The sequence below is a fragment of the Nocardioides xinjiangensis genome, from assembly GCF_017916385.1.
Lineage (GTDB): Bacteria > Actinomycetota > Actinomycetes > Propionibacteriales > Nocardioidaceae > Nocardioides > Nocardioides xinjiangensis.
The window spans coordinates 1,314,590-1,334,687 of sequence record NZ_JAFMSW010000001.1; the positions used below are offsets into that span (position 1 = coordinate 1,314,590).

Below are 20,098 nucleotides of genomic sequence, written 5' to 3' on the forward strand. Positions count from 1 at the left end.
CCAGCGGCTATCACTACATCGCCGCTACTGGAGACGGCGGACGCTCCTGGCACACCGTGTGGACGCATGTGGCGGTCAGCCCCACCGACCGCGATACAACAACGGCATCGTCGGCGCCAGGGCCGCATCTTCATGGCGGTCAAGGAGGCCGCCCTCCGCAAGGTGCTCGTCTCCAACCGGAGTCGTGTGACGGCCCGCCCGCAGCGGGCCGTGCAGGCGGCCTCGACGGGCGGCCATCAAGGACGTGCTGGTCGCCCTCGACTTCCTTCCCGACGCGGGCGAGCCGACCGCTCGACCTGAACCGGGGCTTCATGCTCGCGGGTCCCGGGTCCGGTGTTGACGGCGCGGCAGGCACCGACCACGGCTTCACGCTCTACAGCGACGGCGAGGCCCGCTGGCACATCCGCGTCATGTCAGACGCCGAGGACGGCACCACCAACGTCGGATCATCGCTCGCCATCGCGCCCGTCCGCGACGACGGCACCGTGGACGACCACCTCCCGACCATCTATCGCAACGGCGACACGCGAGTGGGCATGATCGGCGGCGAGGTCGGCTTCTTCGGCGGCACCCCGCCACCGAGTCAGCAGCCGCGACCGCCGCGTTTAGCGCCACGGCCGGCGACACCTACACCACCGCGGAGCGCGACCTGCTCAACAACATGAAGACCCGGCAGGCGCGGATCATCAACCGCCTCCAGTTGCTGGGGCCTATGTGTTAGGCGAGAGCGGCGAGGCCTACCTGCTGAGCCGCTCCCCGCGGGCGACCGGGCGCTCATCATGCGCCCGGTCGGCACGCATCACCGAGCAGTAGGCCAGGCAGATTCCCAATAAGGCCCACAGCCCACGGAAGTTCTCGAGGTTGAGGGTGAACGCCATCGCCAACGCCGACACGATCCCGAGGATGAGCCACGTCGGGGTCGGGTCAGCGGTCCGCTTCGCCAAGCCGGAGAGCCGCACAAAAATCACGACTGGCAGCCCGATCACCAGCATCCAGCCGAGCAAGCCGGTCTCGGCCAGCAGGCTCAGGTGGGTGTTGTGCGGGATGTTTGACAGACCGCCCGGCACGTAGTCCGCCGACGTCGGGATGAACTGTCCGATCCCAATGCCGAGGATCGGGTGGTCGAGCCACATGTTGTACGCCGTCCGCCACAGCAGGAAGCGGATGTCGTTCTCGGCGTTCCCTGAGGCGTCCACGGCGCGGGAGAAGGCGTCCAAGCCGAGCAGGCTCGGGAACCGCCACGCGGCAACGCCGACACCGAGAGTCAACAGCAGCACCCACCGGAAGATCGTCTTGGCGACCAGGCGACCGCGACCGAGCGCGAGGGCCGAGAGCACTCCCAGCGCCAAGGCTGGGATGGCAGCGCGGGAGCCGCTCAGGGCTAGGGCCACGCTCTGAAGCGCGACTAGGCGCACCGGGTACCTGACCACGCCGCGCGCCCCGGCGGCGAAGGTCAGCGAGATGCTGACCAGCAGGTACGACGCGTAGAGGTTCGGATCATCGAACCCGCCCGTTGCGCGGAAGCTCAGCGTGAGCGTGGTCGGGACACCGGCGGCGTACAGTCCCACGCCGGCGATGCCCGCGAGCGCCGCAACACTGGCGACCCGGGCCCAGAGTGCAAGGAGCCGGTCGCCGCCACCCGCAAACAGGCCGCGTCCGTAGTAGGCGAAGACGGCGAGATAAGTCAGGCCGACCCAGATCTTCGCCACCGCCGCGACGCCGTAGCCGAAGCTGATGCCGAGCGGGTCCACGAGCAGGCGCACGGACAGCCCGCCGAGCAGCACGACCGACATCACGCAGATGTAGCTGACCCATTTCGCGAAACCCGCCGAAGTGACGGACGACGCCTTTCGTGAGCTTGCCTTGCTCACGATCGTCAACAGCGCAAACGGCAGGAAGATGTCGGCCGGCGAGATGTTGGCTTCCACCGCCGCTCCGCCGAGCACCCCAGCGACCGGCAACCCGATCACAATCATGTCGACGGCGCGCGGCCGCGTGGCCAGCGCGACGATCAGCAGAGCCGCCGCAGCCACGAGTCCGAGGGTGAGCTGCTCCACCGCGACACCCTAAGTCAGCCTGACGTTGACTGCCCCCTTCGCCTCGAACCGAGGCACCGATGAGGTCCAACAGTCCGACCACGCCCGGCAGTGCGAATTCTTCGTGGCGTGCGTCGTCGCTACGATGAACGCTGCTGTCCCACGAGAGGTCCTTGCCAAGCCATGACCAACACCCACGTCGACTACCAGCTGAGTCAGCTGGACCAGCTCGAGGCGGAGTCGATCCACATCTTCCGTGAGGTCGCCGCCGAGTTCGAGAAGCCGGTCCTGATGTTCTCGGGCGGCAAGGATTCCATCGTCATGCTCCGCCTGGCGGAGAAGGCGTTCTTTCCCGCCAAGCTGCCGTTTCCGCTGCTGCAGGTCGACACGGGCCTCGACTTCGACGAAGTGCTGTCCACCCGCGACTCGTGGGTCGAGCGCCTGGGTGCGCGGATGATCGTCGCCACGATCGACGAGGCGATCGCCGCGGGCCACGTGGTTGACGACGGCAAGACCAGCCGCAACCGCATGCAGATCGGCACGCTGCTCGGCGCGATCGAGGAGAACGGCTTTACCGCCGCCTTCGGTGGCGGTCGCCGCGACGAAGAGAAGGCCCGCGCCAAGGAGCGCGTCTACTCCCACCGCGACGACTTCGGCCAGTGGGACCCGAAGAACCAGCGGCCCGAGCTGTGGAACCTCTACAACGGCCGCATCCACGCCGGTGAGCACATGCGGATCTTCCCGCTGTCGAACTGGACCGAGCTCGACATCTGGAGCTACATCCACCGCGAGCAGATCGAGATCCCCTCGATCTACTTCGCCCACGAGCGCGAGGTCATCGAGCGCGACGGCATGCTGCTGTCGGTCGGACCCGAGATCCAGCCCAAGGCCGGCGAGACGCCGCTGACCAAGACGGTGCGGTTCCGCACCGTCGGCGACCGCACGCAGACCGGGTGCGTGGAGTCCGAGGCCGCCGACACCGCCGCCATCATCGACGAGATCGCCGTGGCGCGGGTCACCGAGCGCGGCGCCACCCGTGGCGACGACCGGTTCTCCGAGGCCGCCATGGAAGACCGCAAGAAGGAGGGCTACTTCTGATGGCCACCGAGGGCAACATCGAGAAGACCACCGCCGGCGAAAAGGCAGCCGCCGTTACCGAGAACGCCGACCTGCTGCGGTTCGCGACCGCGGGCTCGGTGGACGACGGCAAGTCGACCCTGATCGGGCGCCTGCTGCTCGACTCGAAGTCGATCTTCGAGGACCAGCTCGAGGCGGTGGAGTCGACCAGCCAGTCCAAGGGCTACGACTACACCGACCTGGCGCTGCTGACCGACGGCCTGCGCTCCGAGCGCGAGCAGGGCATCACCATCGACGTGGCCTATCGCTACTTCGCGACGCCGAGCCGCAAGTTCATCATCGCCGACACCCCGGGCCACATCCAGTACACCCGCAACATGGTCACCGGCGCCTCGACCGCCGACCTGGGCCTGGTGCTGGTCGACGCCCGCCAGGGCCTGACCGAGCAGTCGCGCCGCCACGCGGTGCTGCTGTCGCTGCTCCGCGTGCCCCACCTGGTGCTTGCGATCAACAAGATGGACCTCGTCGACTGGTCGCAGGAGATCTATGAGGAGATCCACCGCGAGTTCACGCAGTTCGCGACGAAGCTCAACATCCCCGACCTCGAGGTCATCCCGATCTCGGCGCTGCAGGGCGACAACGTCGTCAACCGATCTGAGAACACACCGTGGTATTTTGGGCCGACGCTCATGCACCACCTCGAGCATGTCCACGTCGCCTCCGACCGCGACCTCGTCGACACCCGTTTCCCGGTGCAGTACGTCATCCGCCCCAAGTCGGACGCCTACCACGACTTCCGCGGGTACGCCGGCCAGGTGGCCGGCGGTGTGCTGAAGAAGGGCGACGAGGTCGTCGTGCTGCCGAGCGGCATGACGTCGACCATCTCGAAGGTCGAGCTCTTCGACCAGGAGATCGCCGAGGCCTTCCCGCCCATGTCGGTCACCATCCACCTCGAGGACGACGTCGACGTCTCCCGCGGCGACATGATCGCCCGGCCCAAGAACGCGCCCAAGCCCAGCCAGGACATCGACGCGATGGTCTGCTGGATGACCAACGAGCCGCTCAAGCCGCGGCAGAAGCTGGCCATCAAGCACACCACCCGCACCGGCCGCGCCATGGTCAAGGACATCCAATACCGCCTGGACGTCAACAGCCTGCACCGCGACCAGGACACCAAGGAGCTCGGCCTCAACGAGATCGGCCGCGTGCAGCTCCGCACCACCGTCCCGCTGCTGTGCGACCCCTACGCCAAGAACCGCACCACGGGCTCGTTCATCCTCATCGACGAGGCGACCGGCGTCACGGTTGGTGCCGGGATGATCAACAGCGGCAGCTGACGCTCTTGCTCAAGAGTCGCGCATAGCCGATACGCCGCTTGTGTCGCAAGGCGCGCAGCGGGTGTTGGAAACCACGTCAGGGGCCCTGAGCGTCCGGTCGGGGCCTCTGACGTCTCCCTTCCTGCTGCGCGCGATCGAGATGTATCCGGGACGTTGATAGCAGCGAGCATGGTCGAACGAGCGCGAACTCCGAGTGGGATGTAGCTTGTCTAAGGGCCCACGCCTGAAGTGATCCGGTCCTCGAATCAGACCGCGGTCCGCTACGAACGTGGGTACCGGGTGAGCTGGTTCCACATGGACGTCAAGAAGCCGGGCCGGATCCCCGACGGCGTCGGCTGGCGGGCCCACGGACGCCAGATGGGCGGCACCGCGCAACGCGACGCCAGGCGCCGAGATCTTCGCGAACCGACGGGCCCTCGACCGGCCCGTCAAGGCGACGCCGATCGGCTACGACTACATCGAGCCCCCCTTAGACGACCACTCCAGGCTGGCCTACAGCGAGGTCCTGCCCGACGAGAAGAGACCCACCTGCGCGGGGTCCCTCGAACGCGCCATCGACTACTTCGCCACCCACGGAATCACCCGCATCGAGCCGCTGATGACCGACAACGCTTGGGCCTACCGCTATCGCTGCGCGAGGTTTGCGCGGCCCATTAGGTCCGGCAGGAGTTCATCGGACCCCAATGTCCATGGCAGAACGGCAAGGTCGCGATATAGCGAACGCTGAATTCACCTTGGTCAAGGTCCTAGCTTTTCGAGATCGCGACGACATGCCCCGATCTGCGGATTCCGTAGTGCCTCATAACCTGCGCTACCCACCAGCGCAGGGTGCGACCGATTGTGACTAGCCGTACCTCTCCTTGAGCTCGGCCGTAGCACCACCGCGCTCGCAGTACCTGCCGAGCGTAGCCACGAAAAGGGCTTGTATTACGACTATGCTGCCGATCATGGATCCGATACTTCACCAGCGGCTCAGATAGGATCGCCATCGGGCCATAACCCGACATCCTCAGGAATAACTCGTAGTCCTGCATCCGTAAACTTCGACAGTTATAGCCTCCCAAACGCCGAACGACCGTGCTACGATACATCACAGATGAATGTATGAACACATTTCGGTGGGCTAATAGTTCACGGACATCCTCACCTGAGTAATCCGGCGTCATGCCAACCCGATCGCCACTGGCATCGATGTACCACGCGCGCGATCCGACCATGACACATTGCGGGTTGGAGTTGAGATAGTCGCGCTGCCTCTTGAGACGATCGGGTTCCGCGACGTCATCGTCGTCCAGTCGGGCTATCAATTCTGCCTCGCAGGCCGCGAGCCCCGCATTGAGTGCTTTGGGCGTTCCCAGATGGGCGCGGTTCTCGACACACGTCACCGCAGCGTCCGCCTCCCATACCTGTTGCGGAGGACGTTGCTCACAATCCCACACGACTACGACTTGCACGCGCACGTCTCGTTGCTGCAATAGGGACGCCACCGCCTCATCGAGGTAGTGACTCGCTCTCAGCGCACATACGATGACTGATACGTCCGGCGTCAATGTGACCGATCCTCCCTCGGTAACCGACTTGCGTCCCACCCGTCTACCCGCCTGAGCAGAACGAAGATTGTGGCTAGATATCCTGCAAAGAGAATCACACTGGCCACGATAGTCATCCACATCAGCGACTGGGTAGTCCAGCCGACAAGAAAGGTCGTAGCGAACAGAAGAAGGGTCTTCGCCAATTCCAGATGCAACTGCAATTGCTCGCACCGAATCAACGGGAAGATGACCGTCTGCGGACTTACGGCCAATTGGGCGAACATCCCGAATGAGAGGATGGCAAGCACCATGGCGGCCTCATTCCATCCTGGCCCGAGGACTGCTTCTAGGCCGAACAAGCCAAGCATTAGCATAAGCAGTGATGCGATGAAGGCGATCGGTAAAAGTTCGGCCGTGTGACGGCGCATCTGAGCCTTCAGTTCCGGCACTTCGGATCTGATCGCAGAAGACGTCTTGAGTGCCACGCCTTGGGCGATTCCTTGGCCGACGAGAGTCAGAGGTGCCGACGCCGCCCGTTGAGCGATGGCGACTTGGCCTGCCGCGCCGGCTCCCAGCGTCGCCGCGGTTGCAAGCAGGAGGCCTTGGCTCGACAAGGAGGCAAGAACACCGGCACCCACGTTCCTCGCCGCCGCGGACCCTCCGTAAGGCGGACCTACACTCACGAGACCGGGTGCGGCCGGACTCGGTGTGGCCAAATGCGGGCGCCTTGTCGTTAGGACCGCCAACAGACGGCCCGCGACGACGCCGCCGACCAAGGACCATGCCGTGGGATAGATCGCGCCTACGGCGACTTGGATGACAGCTGCAGAAACTCCGAAACTGGCGTTCCGTCTTGACAGGGCACCTAAGTGCTGGCCCCTGATGAGTATTCCGGAATCGACCGTCTGTATTGCCAACACGGCGGACAGCACCACCACCATGACGGTGGCGCTGGCGATCGCCGTGCTCCAGATCGCAACGAGCAATCCGGATAGAAGTCCCAATGCGCCTAGGAGGACGATGCTCCTAGCCACTCGACGAAGGAGTATGGGTAGCTCCGCCTCTGTAACGGAAGGAACGATAGTGTCAATTCGCTGAGACGCGCACATGGAAACGCCGACCGCCAGGACCATCGCGATTTGGTAGATTCCGATATCTTCTGGCGCGTATTGCCGCGTTAGCACAGGCGTCACGGCGATGAGGGATGCCTGTCCGAGCAAATGACCAGCCACTAGTCGTCTCATCACATCCCAACTGGCCTGTCCGCTATTGCGTGCTTCAGGACACCTTGGACGACGTCCCGAGGACGGAAGTCGGTGACAGCTCTACGTCGCGCCTCCATGCCCAACGCTCGAACGCGGGCCCTATCGTCGGACAGTGAGCACAGCGCTTCCGCTAACGCCTTCGGATCCTGCACTGGGACGACAAGACCGGTTACTTGGTCAATCACGCTATCGATGCATCCGGTGGCGTCGCTGACCACGCTGGGGATGCCCATGGCCGCGGCCTCGAGGACTACATTGGGGAAGCCCTCTCGCAGCGATGGCAGCACCAATACATCCATATTTCTGAGTGCTGGACGGACATCGTCCATTGGCGGCCGAACGTGCACGACGAAGCTTTGCGAGCGCATCAGACCGAGAAAGGCTGCCGAGTCTGGCTCATCCTGTGGACCGACTACGTGCAACTCGAACTCGGCACCGCGCTCAGCCAACAGGACGCACGCCTCCAGCAGCGTGGGAATCCCCTTGTCCCGGGTAAGTCGTCCCACAAACCCAATTTGCAGCGGTCCATCAGTTCGCTGAGCCTGGGTAGCGGGGAAGAAGTACTCAGTGTCGACTCCATGGCTGGAGCCCTCCATGACGGTGCGCAATTTGGGTTCGACAGCGAGTCGTGATGCCCTGTAGGCCGCAGCGAGGGAGCGGGAGTTCGCCACGACGTCATTGGCCGCGACGCAGGTCACCTTTTCCATGAGCCAAAGCACGAGCCGCTGAGCACCTTCCGACCCTTCGAGGCGTAACCCCCCGGTTGCATACAGTCGGTATGGGGTCCGCGCTAGGAACGAGGCGACCATGACAAGCAGGCTCGCCTTTGGCGTCATTGCGATGGATGCGTACGGCCGGCGCATCCGAATCAGCCTCATCACACGCATCAGAGAACCGAAATCAGCAAGGACCGCAATCCCCCTGCGCATGGGCACCTCATGGAATGTGACGCCCGGGTATGTGACTCGTAGGCGGACTAGTTCAGGCCCCGGAGAGGTCAGCACGTCCACGCGGCAGCCCACCTCAAGCAACTGTGACAGGTACTCGCGGAAAAAGCGGTCGACCGTGAAGGGGATGGTCGCTGCTATGAGCACGCGACGAGGACACGGTGATGTCATTTCGCGGGCACACCTTTAACGACGGTCCCCGACGCCACGTTCTTAACGACACATGCGCTACCGCCGACGACCGCGCCAGCACCCAGTCTAAGTCGGTTCAGCACTACCGCACCGACACCTACGAGAGAGCCCGTTTCGATGACGCAGTCACCTGATACAGATGAGGCGGGGTTCATGCTGACGAAGTCTTCCAATGTGGTGTCGTGGCCGATCGTGGCGTTGGGATTGAGGTGCACGTGTCGACCAAGCTGGACGTTGGTCGTCACCCGAACGCCGGCACAAACCACGGATCCATCTCCGATGGTCACCTCGGAGCCCAGGGTCGCCTGCGGGTGGACGAGCGTCGCCGCCGGGAAACCCGCCGCGTCGAGGCGGCCGGCCACGCGGCGCCGCGCGGCAGGAGAACCGATGCCGACGACGTAGTGCGGGCGCTGGTCACCCGAGATGAGCTCGTCGGCCGATCCCAGGTGCCGCAGCCCTCGACGGACCAGACGTTCCTCGTTGTCCGCAGACAGCGCGTCGTCGACTAGCCCGAGCAGACGCCAGACCGGCTGGGCGGCGGCCGCATTGATCGCCTCGACAATGTCGGCGGTCTCCCTGCCGAACCCTCCTGCGCCGACGATCACCAGATCCTTAGGCACGAGCCGACCCCTTGAATTCCGGCATGGTGACGTCGCCATCCGCCGAGATGCCGTCACGGCGGACGACCTGCGCCAAGGTTCGCCAGATGATCGTGAGGTCGAGTGCCAGACCGCGGGTGTCGACGTACTCCACGTCCTTCGCGAACTTTTCGTCCCATGTGATCGCATTGCGTCCGCTCACTTGGGCCAGCCCGGTCACGCCGGGGCGCACCTCGTGGCGGCGGGCATGCTCGGATGTGTAGCGGTCGAGATAGTCCACGAGCAGCGGACGGGGTCCGACCAGGCTCATGTCGCCCTTCACCACGTTCCATAGCGACGGCAGCTCGTCGAGGCTGGTGGAGCGGAGGAACGATCCGAAGGCTGTCATCCGCTGCTCGTCTGTGACGAGCCCTCGGGACTCGTCGGGCTCCAGCATCGTGCGAAACTTGGCCAGCTCGAAGATCTCGCCGTCCTTGCCCGGACGCGGCTGGCGGAAGAGGACGGGCGAGCCCAGCTTCCGGCGCACGATCAGTGCCAGTACACCCTGCAGGGGGGCGGAGAGAATCAGTGCGACTGATCCAACCACGACGTCGATGCCGCGCTTGACAAGGTCGTAGGGCTTCACGCGACCGTCACCTCCAGGATCGCGTGTTCGATCCGCTCGAACTCGCTGTCCGTCAGCACGGAGCCGGCCGGGAGGGTCAGTCCATGAGCGAAGAGGCGCTCGGACGTTCCGTCGAGCGTTCCGCGAAGTCCCTCCGAAACCGGCTGTAGGTGCATCGGCTTCCAGACCGGCCGCGTCTCGACGTTCGCCCGGTCGAAAGCGGCACCGAGATCGGCGGCCGTCCACGCGGAGACGTCGGGATCGACGACGACCGCCGTGAGCCAGCAGTTGTCGCAGGCGTCATCCGCCCCGCCGAGGATCGACACGCCCGGCTGATCGGCGAAGAGGGCGCGGTAGCGCTCGCGCCACTCGCGGCGCCGCTTGAGCATGTCGTCGAGGCGCACGAGCTGGGCGCGGCCCAAGGCAGCGAGGATGTTGGAGAGTCGGTAGTTGTAGCCGATCTCGGTGTGCTCGTAGTGCGCCACCGGCTCGCGGGCCTGGGTCGACAGCTTGCGGACGTGCGCGGCCAGCTCGCGGTCGTCGGTCAGCAGCATTCCGCCGCCCGAGGTCGTCATGATCTTGTTGCCGTTGAAGGAGATCACCGAGGCGTCACCGAAGGAACCGGCGGGCTTGCCCCGGTAGGTGGCTCCGAAGGACTCGGCGGCGTCGCAGAGGAGTCGGGCACCTGCATCGACGGCGATCTCGCCGATGGTGGCGTAGTCGACGCACTTGCCGAGCATGTCGACCGGCACGATGACCGGGACGTCTCGCCCCTCGGCGCGCAGCTGGTCGACGGCCCGCTCGAGCAGCACCGGACTCATGTTGCCCGACTCGTCGCAGTCGACGAAGAAGGGCTCGGCGCCGACGTAGCGGATGGCGTTGACGGTTGCGGCGAAAGTGAAGGTCGAGACCGGCACCACGTCGCCCGGTCCAACGCCCCACGACACGAGTGCGAGGTGGAGGGCGGCCGTGCCCGACGCGAGGCCGACGGCGTGGGACACGCCGACACGCTCCGCGACCTCCGCCTCGAAGGCGTCGAGGTCGGGACCGGCGGGAGCCACCCAGCCGGAGCGCATGGCGCGCATGACGTACTCCTGCTCGAGCTCGCCCACGTCAGGCGGGGAGAGGAGGATCCGAGACTCACTCACAGACGAATCCTTCACGAGACTGCCACAGGCTCGTCAATTCGCGCATCGACGACGGGCGCGTCCACCCGTGACGGGTCGGGCAGGTGCACCCAGTCCTCGAAGGCCTGCAGCATGCCGAGGTGGGTGCCGCGGAGGTCGTGCGCGCGCACCACGTCGACACTGAGCGGCGCGACGTTGGCGCGCGACACCATCGGGTGACGGGACCGCTCGTCATCCTCAGCGCCGCCGAAGAGCTGCTCGTGCAGCTTCTCGCCCTCGCGCAGGCCGGTGAAGACGACCTCGATGTCCTTGCCGGACTGGGCGATCAGCTGGTGGGCGACGTCGAGGATCTTCACGGGCTCGCCCATGTCGAGGATCATCACCTCGCCGTCCTCGCCGATGGCGCCGGCCTGGATGACCAGCTGCACGGCCTCCTCGACGGTCATGAAGTAGCGGGTGACGTCGGGGTGCACCACCGTGACCGGACCGCCCGCAGCGATCTGGGCAGTGAAGGTGTGCAGCACCGAGCCCCGACTGCCGAGGACGTTGCCGAAGCGGACGCTGAGGTAGGAGCCCTCTGCCCTCTCGGCCATCGAGGCAGTCAGCCGCTCGGCGATGCGCTTGGAGTAGCCGAGCACGCTCTTGGGGTCGGCCGCCTTGTCGGTGGAGATGTTGACGAAGGTTTCCACGCCGACCTCGCACGACACTTCGAGGACGTTGGCCGTGCCGAGCACGTTGGTCTTCATCGCCTCGTAGGGGTACTGCTCCAGCATCGGCAGGTGCTTGAGCGCCGCGGCGTGGAACACCACCTCCGGCCGACGCTCCTGGAAGATGCGGCGCAGTGCCTCGATGTCCCGGATGTCGTTGAGCACGACCTCGTCACTGTCGAGCAGGGCCTGGCCGCGGATCGACAGCTGCACCGCGTGCAGCGCCGACTCGTCCCGGTCGAGCATCATCAACTCTGCGGGGCCGAAGTGGTCAAGCTGGCGGCACAGCTCCGAGCCGATCGAGCCGCCGGCGCCGGTGACCAGCACCCGCTTGCCGGTGACGTAACCGGCGATCGACGCGACGTCGGTCTCCAAAGCGGCACGACCGAGGATGTCGTGGAGGTTGACGTCGCGCACGTCGCGCACGTCCGCCTTCGAGGCGAAGCTCTCGGCGAAGCTCGGCAGCACCTTGAGCTCCACTCCAGCGAGCCGCGCCTGCTCGGCCAGTGGTCGCAGGAGGTCCTTGTCCGCCGACGGGATCGCGACCACGACGGTGTCGGCGTCGGTGCGGGCCACCACCTCGGGCAGCTGCTCCAGCGTGCCCAGCACCGAGATGCCGTAGTGGCTGCGACGTCGCTTCCACTGGTCGTCGTCGACGAAGGCGACCGGCCGGAAGCCGGTCTCCGGACGGCTCAGCATCGACCGCACCAGCCGGGTGCCGCTGTAGCCCGCTCCTACGACGACGGTGCGCTTGCCTTGGCTGGGAGTCAGCACGAAGACGTGGTCGGCACGGTAGCGCCACACCGCGCGAGCGACCAGCATGAGGAGCAGCGCCAGCGCCGTGCCGGTCAGCGGGACGCTGCGCGGCAGCCAGAACGGATCGGTGAGCATGTTGAGCACCGTGAAGGCGATGCCTATCGATCCCGTCACTCCCCCGAGCAGCAGGGTCTCCTCGATGGAGGCGACCGCCACCCGACCCCGGTAGAGGTAGGTGACGAGCCCCAGCACGAGCTGAAGCAGCAGGGCGACGACCGCCGTGGTGGCAGCGTGTCCGAGGTAGCCCTCGGGACCCGCGGTACGCACGAACACCGCAACGACGTATCCCGCTACCAGGGCGACGGCGTCGAACGTCATCAGCACAGCCGGGCGTCGGCCGCGCACGGCAGAGTGAATCGTGGTGCTCATCAGATCAACATGTCCCCACAGCATGCGAACGGCCGCCCCCACGACGGCCTCGAACCCCGCCGCAAACCCACCGGCAGGCAATACCCACCCTACGTCAGATCGCCCTTGACATCCGGAACTTGACGATTAAACGAGACGTTCTTTGCGGTGGGTGCGCTCACTGTTCATCGACCCGGCACGGTGCAGGCACGAACTGCTCGGCTCCTCCGTGGTGCACACCGGGCGTGCTGATGAACTCGACGCCGCCCGAGTGACCGGGCCCGGACGTCGCCCGCCAGGTCAAGGTGACCACGTCGCCGGGAGTGAGCAGGATCGGCACCGACACCACCGGGCGTCCCCGGAAGGTCCGGTTGGTCCCCCGCGACTTCACGCCGTTGACGGTCACGTCGGTGATCTCGCCGCCGGTGGGCGCCACCAAGTCGAAGACGTTGAGGTGGTCGCCTCGGGCCACGCCGTAGCTGCCCGGACCCGTGACCGTCGGCGGCAGCGACGCGGCATCCGCGGGAGCCCTGGACTGGATTCGGAGCGTGCCGTTGAAGCCGATCACGTCCGCGGCGCACGACACGCTGCTGATGCGGGCGTCGTAGTCGAGGAAGTAACCCATCTTCGAGCCGGTGGCGTCGTTGACGTAGGCCGCGGCCTGCGCGGGTCCCTCGCTGCCGTGCGGGAACTCGCCCGCGATGCGCGTGCCGGCGAATGCCTCCTGGTCGGCGGGGTCGGAGGAGCGCACGAGCAGCCGACCCTCCTCGGCACCTCGCGACAGAGCGCTGACCAGGGCGGACGGGTCGGTGCCGGCACCCAGGATGCGATCGAAGAGGGTGGTCAGCACGCCGGAGAAGAAGGCGTCCTCCGCGGCCGGGTCGTCCTGGTAGCGGAGGTAGGGCTGGTGCAGCATCTCATCGACGAAGTTGTCGCTCGTCAGCTCGCGGCCGTCGATCGCGATCGGCCCGGTCGCCTCGAGCAGGTAGGACATCGCCACCGGGTCGACGGACAGGACGCCGTCGACGGACGCCCCGGTCTCGAGCTCCCAGCGCGCGGCCATGAGCTGGGCGGCTCGCTCGAAGTCCGGGATGAAGACGGCGTCCTGAAACCACGTCCCGGGCTGGTCGTGCCAGATCCGCTGCTCCTCCTCGGTCAGGGGCAGAACCGGCTCGTCCAGCTCACCGAACGTGCTGGTCGCGACGGTGTCACCTAGCGTGACCGCGCCCATGTCCGCCCGCAGCGGCGCCATGAGTCCCGGCATGCCGCCCAGCGAGCGCGGCTCGGCGTTGTTCTGGAAGACCAGGAGGTAGTCCCGGGCGCTGTCGGCCCCGAGCATGGTCGGCAGCACCTCGGCCGCGCGGGTGGCGCCGTCGAGCGTCCGAACGCCGTCGTCCACCTGTTCGATGAGGGTCTCGAAGTCCGGGCGGAGCTCCCGCGCCAGTCGGTCCACCTCGATGGGCTCGAGCTCGGCGCGCGCCGCCTCGAAGCCCCGCCGGGCTGCGGCCAGCGGTTGCGCGGCGTCCGCGATCCTTCCGACGGGCAGCCGTCCGTTGCGCGGGGCGAAGGTCTTCGCGCTCAGGCCGCTGGCCACCAGCGGGTCGACGGCCTCGCGGGCCAGGACGTCGACGGCCCGAGCCGCGTGCGCGGCAGCCCCGAAGTCGTCACCGACCACCGGGACGGCGCTCAGCACGCGCCAGGTGGCGCCGGAAGTGCGCTTCTCCGCAGCGGAGGCGTGCTGCTGGAGGTCATCGGCCAGCCGGGCGGGCTCGCCGCCGCCCCGCGTGAGCGCCGCGGGCAGACCGACAGCGGCCGTACGTGCAGCGCTGATGTCGCGCTGCGCCTGCCAGACCGTCCAGCCTGCCCACGCCGCCGCGAGGCCCAGCACCACGGCGACGCCGAGCGCGGGCCAGCGCCAACGACGCCGGACGGCTCGTTCGTTACGCTCCCGAGAGGTCACGGACACACCAACACACTCCCTGAACGAGACTGCTGCCCACTGGCGACGCCAGTGGGCAGCAGGCCGACTTGATGCTGAAGGCCGCGATCAGAAGCGGTTGCGCACCTTGATCTTGGCGGTCGAGGCGGAGCAGTTGCGGAAGACCGAGGTGCTCTTCGCGGCGGTGTCGAACTCGACGTAGTAGTTGCCTTTGCGCTCGAACGAGAAGTTCTTCGTCTGGGCCTTGTTGGCCGCGCCGCTCCAGAAGGAACCGGTCTCGACCACGCCGGTGCGGACCCGCCTCACGACGTACTCCACACGACCCTTGGGCGTGATGTTGCCGTCGGCGGTCCACTTGAACTTGATCTTGACCGTGTCGCCGGGGCCGACCGTGGTGTCGGCGGCGACAGCAACGCACTCGGTGTCGATGGAGCGCGGGTAGGGGTCCGCCTGCGCCGCGGGCGCGACGACGAGCGAACCGAGAGCGGCAATGGTGGTGGTCGCAGCAGCGACGGCCATCTTCTTCATGCGGAAGACCCTTCCATAGGTCTGAGAGTGGAACCGCCCCCTGCGTGTTCGGCCCCAGACGACTGCGCCCGATCTCCTTGACGAGTCAACGAGGCACACCGTAACCGAGACGTCCACGGGACGGGCAATGACCGTCAACATTCGGCCAAGTTGCCCTGCGCGCCCGCCGTGGCTGAGACTGGCCGCTGCTCGTCGACCGCTGGGGGATGGAGAATCGTGGAGCTGGCCGACTACCTGCGCATCCTGCGGCGCCGTTGGCGCCTTGTGATGGCAACGGTCCTCCTGGTCGTCGTCGCGGCAGCGCTGGTCACTTGGCGGACCACCCCGCAGTATCAGTCCACCACCCAGCTCTTCATCTCGACGAGCGCCTCGTCGTCGGCCGAGGCCTACCAGGGCAACCTGTTCAGCAGCCAGCGACTGGCGTCGTACGCCGACCTGGCCACCGGCACCGAGCTTGCCACGCGCGTGGTGTCCGCGACCGGCAGCTCGCTGTCGCCCAAGGAGCTGGCCGCCAAGGTCACCGCTCAGGCCTCGCCGGACACCGTCCTGCTGAGCATCTCGGTCACCGACCCCGATCCGAAGGTCGCCCAGCAGCTCACCCAGACCTACGGGGAGGAGCTGGTCGCCCTCGTGGCCGAGCTGGAGACCCCTCCCGGTCAGAGCAGACCGGTCCTTAAGGGCACGATCGTCGACGCGGCCTCGCTGCCCGGTGGACCGATCTCCCCCAACCCCGTGCGCAACCTCGGCCTGGCGCTGGTGCTCGGACTTCTGCTCGGCGTCGGGCTAGCCGTGGTGCGCGAGCTGCTCGACACGAGCACGAAGTCGGCCGACGACCTCACCAACGCACTCGACGCGCCGATCCTCGGGACGATCGCCTTCGACCCCGAGGTGGCCAAGCGCCCGCTGGTCACGCAGCTCACTTCGCACGAGCCGCGCGCCGAGGCCTTCCGGGTGCTGCGGACCAACCTGTCGTTCGTCGACATCGACGCGACGTCCAAGGCGATCGTCTTCACCAGCGCCCTGCCCGGGGAGGGCAAGTCCACGACGGCGGTCAACATCGCCCTGGCCTTGCACCAGGCCGGCGAGCGCGTGCTTCTCGTCGACAGCGACCTGCGCCGGCCACAGGCCGCGGCCCTGCTGAACCTCGACGGCACGATAGGCCTCACGACGGCCCTGGTGGGCAAGGTGGCGGTCTCGGACGTCGTGCTGGCCCACAGCTCCGGGCTGCACGTCCTGCCCTCAGGAGCGGTACCACCCAACCCGGCCGAGCTGCTGCAGTCGCGGGCGATGGCCGTCGTGCTCGGGGAGCTGCGCGCGGCGTACGACGTCATCGTCATCGACGCGCCGCCCCTGCTCCCCGTCACCGACGCGGCGTTGATCGCGTCGCAGGTGGACGGAGCCGTCGTGGTGGTCCGGCACGGCAAGACCACCCGGGAGCAGCTCGCCGCCGCCCGCGAGCGCTTGACAGCCGTGGGCGCCCATACGCTCGGCGCGGTGTTCAACATGGTGCCGAAGAAGGGTCGCGGCGACTACGGCTCGGGATACGGGTACGGCTACGGGTACGGCTACGCACCCGAGGCGGCGCTCGAGGAGCGTCCCAGCGGCGAGTCCGCCGGGCGCCGACGCAAGTGAGTTGCTGCGGCTGACCAGTTGCGCGAGATCTTGCCCGAAATCGACACCGTCGTGGCAAGACGTGCACCACAATGTCCGGATGGACTCGCGTCACGCCGAGCTGCTGGAGCACACCGACCGGGAGGCACTGGGCCGTCGCCTGCGCGCGGCACGCCTCGCTCGCGGACTCACGCAGGGCGAGGTCGCCCGGACGATCATGTCGGTCGCCTACCTCTCCCGGATCGAGGCGGGGCACCGCGGGCCGACGTACCCGCTGCTGGTCGCGCTGGCCGAACGGCTCGACGTCACGGTCGAGTCGCTGCTCGGCGAGCCCGACCGCCACGCGGTCGACGAGATCCGGCTCGCGCTCAACTACGCCGAGCTGTCCCTGGAGTCCGGCCAGCCGGAGGACGCCGAGAGGCACCTCACGTCCGCCCTCGAGCAGCTGCAGACCTCGCGGGTCGAGGGCATGCGCGATCGCGCGCGGCTCCTGCACGCGCGCGCTCTCGAGGCGACCAACCGCGAGGACGACGCGATCGTCGAGCTCGAGTCGCTGGTCGACGACGGGGAGGCCGACGGGCTCACGCGGATCCGCGCCGGCATCGCCCTCAGCCGCATCTACCGCGAGACAGGCGACCTGGGCCGCGCGATCGAGTGCGGCCAGCGGGTGATGGCCTACGTCGAGGAGGCCGGGCTCGACGCGTGCGACGAGGCCGTGCAGCTCGCCGTCACCATGGCCGCGGCCCACTTCGAGCGCGGCGACACCGGCCACGCCGTCCGCATGTGCCGCAAGGCCATCACCCGCGCGGAGTCGCTCGGGTCGGCCCAGGCGCGCGCCTCGGCCTACTGGAACGCGAGCGCCATGCAGGCCAGGCGCGGCGACGTCACCGCCGCGGTCCCCCTCGCCGAGCGCGCGTTGGCGCTGCTGAGCGAGGGCCGCGACGCCCGCAACCTCGCCCGCCTGCGCACCGAGGTGGGCCGGCTGCAGCTCGAGCTCGACCCGCCCGCGCTCGACGAGGCGCGCACGAACCTCGAGCAGGCGGCCGCCGAGCTCGAGTGGAGCAGCGGCACGCCGGTGGACCGCGCGTGGACGCTGCTCGGCCTGGCCCGCGTGGCGTTCCTCGCCGGCAACCCGTCGACCTGTCGCGAGCTGATCGCGCAGGTGCACGCCACCGCCGACGGGCACGCGCCCCTGGCCGAGGCCGAGGCGCTGGTCCTCGAGGGCAGGACCCTGGCAGCGGAGGGCGAGGCAGACCTCGCCGCGCAGGCCTACCAGCGGGCGGTGCACCGGCTGTCGGCGATCGGCGCCGACCAGAGCGCCGCCCAGCTGTGGTTCGACCTCGCCGACCTGCTCTCGAGCGTCGGCATGGCCGAGGCCGCCATGGACGCCTACCGGCGCGCGGCGGTCTCCACCGGGCTGCGGGCGCGCGTGGCGTCCAGCACGCTCGCCCGCAGCTGAGTCGGCGTCAGCCGGACGCGAGGGCCGGCCGAGGGCTCAGAGGGTCAGCAGCACCACACGGTGCGGGTCGTCGTACGGACCTGCGCCGCCTCGGCGGGCGCGGCGAGGCCGGCCACGCTGACGAGGGCGACGGCGGCGACGAAGAGGCGGGTGGCGCGGTTCATGGTGTCTCCAGGGGTGAGTGCTGAGTGGGGTTGGCGGGCGTCCCGAGCCGGTCCAGCAGAAATCTTGTCAAACCAGATGCCGAGTGTCGCCGCCTTTGGCAAACTTGGGCAAGCCCCCTGGCAAATGGCCTCGGCGTCGGGTGGGCGACCTCGCAGGCTCCCCCCTTGCGAGACCTGCACCGGACCCCACCCGGTTGCCGCTCGGACCCCCCGCCCGCGGCGGGGGGTCCCAGCACGTCCGCGGGACGACGGGCAGCCCTCGGACCGGCGGGTCAGTCGTGGCCGCCGGGCAGGAGCACGCGGACGCAGGTGCCGGCCCCGGGGGCGCTCTCGAAGCGCACCTCGCCGCCATGGGCCTCGATGATCGTCCGCACGTTGTGCAGGCCCAGGCCCGCCCCGGGGACCCGGAGCCGGCGGGCGTTGCGGCCGCGGAAGAAGCGCTCGAAGACCTCGCCGACCTCGTCGTCGTCCATCCCCGGACCGTGGTCGGCGACCGTCACCACGGCGTGCGCCCCGTCCCGGACGAGGTCGACCGCCACGGTCCCGCCAGGCGGGCTGTAGGCGATCGCGTTGGCGAGCAGGTTGTCGAGGACCTGGCGCAGCCGCATGCCGTCCGCGACGAGGGCCAGCGACGCCGGGCGGCGGCAGGTGATGCGTACGCCCCGGTGCGCCGCGTCGAGCTGTGCTGCGTCGACGGCCTGGTCGAGCACCGACGCGAGGTCGACGGGGTAGCGGTCGACGAGCGCGGACCCGGCCGAGGCGCGCGTGCTGTAGAGCAGGTCCGCGACCAGGTGGGACAGCCGGAGCACGTTGCGGCGCACGGCGTTGACCTGCTGCTGGTCCTCCCGGCTGACGTCGCTGGACTCGTCGAGCAGCTCGAGGTAGGCCAGGGCGGACGTCAACGGCGTCCGCAGCTCGTGCGACACGGTGGCCACGAACTCGTCCTTGACGTTGAGTGCGCGGACGAGATCGGTGACGTCGTGGTAGGCCAGCACGGCACCCGAGGCCGTCCCGGCGCGGTCGACCACGGCCCGTGAGGAGACGGAGAGGGCGCGGCGCGCGGCCGGGTCCTTGCCGACCCACACGCGCAGGTCGTCGAACTCCTCGCCCCGGGCGGCGCGCGCCGAGGGCATGTCGCGCGGCGCCAGGACGTGCTGCTGGTCGGCGCTGTAGGTGAAGCCCGCCTGGCCGGCGAGGCCGCGGTGTCCCGACGGGAAGGCCAGGGCGAGGAAGTCTCGGAGCCGGTCGTTGCAGGCGAGGTAGCGACCGCGGGTGTCGACCTGCAGGAGCCCGACCGACACGCCCTCGAAGATGGCGTGCGCCTTGCGCCGCTCGGTCTCGACGGCGCTCTCAGCGGCGTCCAGCCGCTCCACGAAGGCCTGACGCTCGGTGAGGTCGGCGACCTGGGAGACGAAGTGGACCGGCGCACCGCCGGCGTCGCGGAGCAGGGCGACGGAGAGGTCGCCGACGACGATGCGCCCGTCGGAGCGGACGTAGCGCTTGGTGATCCGGTAGGAGCCGATCTCGCCCGCGAGCGTCCGGTCGACCAGCCGCAGGTCGTCGGCCAGGTCGTCGGGGTGGGTGATGTCGGACAGGGTGAGCGTCACCAGCTCGTCGGGCTCGTAGCCCAGCATGTCGCAGAGCGCGCCGTTGGCGGTGACGACGCCGCCGGCCAGGGAGACGATGGCCATTCCCACCGGCGAGTGCTCCATGGTGAGCCGCCAGAGGTCGTCGGCGAGGGAGACCCGACTGTCGGGCACGACCACCGCAGCCCCTTCCGACGAGATGCGAACCTCCACCGTAGGGGTGG

General features: G+C 68.0%; 16 protein-coding genes and 2 pseudogenes. 7 read left to right on the forward strand and 11 right to left on the reverse strand.

Translation table 11 applies throughout. The features are described from left to right. Window positions 1–311: 311 nt before the first annotated feature. Window positions 312–665: a hypothetical protein gene (locus tag J3P32_RS06220; protein WP_210438947.1), complete on the forward strand. Its 354-nt coding sequence runs from the start codon at window positions 312–314 to the stop codon at window positions 663–665. Window positions 666–737: 72 nt separating this feature from the next. Here J3P32_RS06220 and J3P32_RS06225 read toward each other — a convergent pair whose 3' ends face one another. Next, window positions 738–2,057, reverse strand: coding sequence for an O-antigen ligase family protein (locus tag J3P32_RS06225; protein ID WP_210438948.1), 1,320 nt, complete (start codon window positions 2,055–2,057; stop codon window positions 738–740). Window positions 2,058–2,219: 162 nt separating this feature from the next. Here J3P32_RS06225 and cysD point away from each other — a divergent pair, with 162 nt between their 5' ends. The 4 genes and pseudogenes from cysD to J3P32_RS18630 form a co-directional block, all read left to right on the forward strand. Further along, a complete protein-coding gene (gene cysD, locus J3P32_RS06230; protein WP_210438949.1) occupies window positions 2,220–3,134 on the forward strand; it encodes a sulfate adenylyltransferase subunit CysD in 915 nt (304 codons plus the stop codon). Continuing rightward, the gene (gene cysN / locus J3P32_RS06235) at window positions 3,134–4,450 is read left to right on the forward strand and encodes a sulfate adenylyltransferase subunit CysN (RefSeq protein ID WP_246849940.1); all 1,317 of its coding nucleotides are present in this window, start codon (window positions 3,134–3,136) and stop codon (window positions 4,448–4,450) included. Before cysD ends, cysN begins: the two co-directional genes overlap by 1 nt. A 219-nt stretch (window positions 4,451–4,669) precedes the next feature. Next, window positions 4,670–4,804: pseudogene (locus tag J3P32_RS18625) on the forward strand (IS481 family transposase); the annotation flags it as partial. Between the two features lie 91 nt (window positions 4,805–4,895). Continuing rightward, window positions 4,896–5,104 (forward strand): annotated as a pseudogene (locus tag J3P32_RS18630) (IS481 family transposase); the annotation flags it as partial. Between the two features lie 92 nt (window positions 5,105–5,196). Here J3P32_RS18630 and J3P32_RS18635 read toward each other — a convergent pair. From J3P32_RS18635 to J3P32_RS06285, 9 genes are all read right to left on the reverse strand, one after another. After that, window positions 5,197–6,039, reverse strand: coding sequence for a glycosyltransferase family 2 protein (locus tag J3P32_RS18635; protein WP_374222511.1), 843 nt, complete (start codon window positions 6,037–6,039; stop codon window positions 5,197–5,199). Then, complete coding sequence (locus J3P32_RS06250; RefSeq protein ID WP_210438951.1) at window positions 5,997–6,467, reverse strand: hypothetical protein; 471 nt, start codon at window positions 6,465–6,467, stop codon at window positions 5,997–5,999. Before J3P32_RS06250 ends, J3P32_RS18635 begins: the two co-directional genes overlap by 43 nt. A 758-nt stretch (window positions 6,468–7,225) precedes the next feature. Beyond that, complete coding sequence (locus J3P32_RS06255) at window positions 7,226–8,341, reverse strand: glycosyltransferase family 4 protein (RefSeq protein WP_210438952.1); 1,116 nt, start codon at window positions 8,339–8,341, stop codon at window positions 7,226–7,228. 20 nt (window positions 8,342–8,361) lie between these two features. Beyond that, window positions 8,362–9,006 carry an acetyltransferase gene (locus tag J3P32_RS06260; protein WP_210438953.1) on the reverse strand — a complete coding sequence of 215 codons (645 nt, stop codon included), beginning with the start codon at window positions 9,004–9,006 and terminating at the stop codon, window positions 8,362–8,364. Then, window positions 8,999–9,610: a sugar transferase gene (locus tag J3P32_RS06265; RefSeq protein WP_210438954.1), complete on the reverse strand. Its 612-nt coding sequence runs from the start codon at window positions 9,608–9,610 to the stop codon at window positions 8,999–9,001. The genes J3P32_RS06260 and J3P32_RS06265 overlap by 8 nt, the downstream gene beginning before the upstream one ends. Next, window positions 9,607–10,737, reverse strand: a complete 1,131-nt coding sequence (locus tag J3P32_RS06270; protein ID WP_210438955.1) for a DegT/DnrJ/EryC1/StrS family aminotransferase — start codon at window positions 10,735–10,737, stop codon at window positions 9,607–9,609. The genes J3P32_RS06265 and J3P32_RS06270 overlap by 4 nt, the downstream gene beginning before the upstream one ends. Before the next feature lie 11 nt (window positions 10,738–10,748). Continuing rightward, entirely contained in the window at window positions 10,749–12,608 is a 1,860-nt protein-coding gene (locus tag J3P32_RS06275; protein WP_210438956.1) for a polysaccharide biosynthesis protein, read from the reverse strand. A gap of 157 nt (window positions 12,609–12,765) precedes the next feature. Continuing rightward, a complete protein-coding gene (locus J3P32_RS17735) occupies window positions 12,766–14,547 on the reverse strand; it encodes a DUF4012 domain-containing protein (protein ID WP_210438957.1) in 1,782 nt (593 codons plus the stop codon). 87 nt (window positions 14,548–14,634) lie between these two features. After that, window positions 14,635–15,054 (reverse strand): hypothetical protein, encoded by a 420-nt coding sequence (locus tag J3P32_RS06285; protein WP_210438958.1) that lies wholly within the window; start codon window positions 15,052–15,054, stop codon window positions 14,635–14,637. Window positions 15,055–15,270: 216 nt separating this feature from the next. Here J3P32_RS06285 and J3P32_RS06290 point away from each other — a divergent pair, with 216 nt between their 5' ends. Together J3P32_RS06290 and J3P32_RS06295 are read left to right on the forward strand one after the other, a co-directional pair. Next, window positions 15,271–16,686 (forward strand): polysaccharide biosynthesis tyrosine autokinase, encoded by a 1,416-nt coding sequence (locus tag J3P32_RS06290; protein ID WP_210438959.1) that lies wholly within the window; start codon window positions 15,271–15,273, stop codon window positions 16,684–16,686. A gap of 79 nt (window positions 16,687–16,765) precedes the next feature. Continuing rightward, the gene (locus J3P32_RS06295; RefSeq protein WP_210438960.1) at window positions 16,766–18,124 is read left to right on the forward strand and encodes a helix-turn-helix domain-containing protein; all 1,359 of its coding nucleotides are present in this window, start codon (window positions 16,766–16,768) and stop codon (window positions 18,122–18,124) included. 436 nt (window positions 18,125–18,560) lie between these two features. On the opposite strand, the gene J3P32_RS06300 is transcribed toward J3P32_RS06295, so the two are convergent. Beyond that, window positions 18,561–20,048, reverse strand: a complete 1,488-nt coding sequence (locus J3P32_RS06300) for a sensor histidine kinase (RefSeq protein WP_210438961.1) — start codon at window positions 20,046–20,048, stop codon at window positions 18,561–18,563. Window positions 20,049–20,098 lie beyond the last annotated feature (50 nt).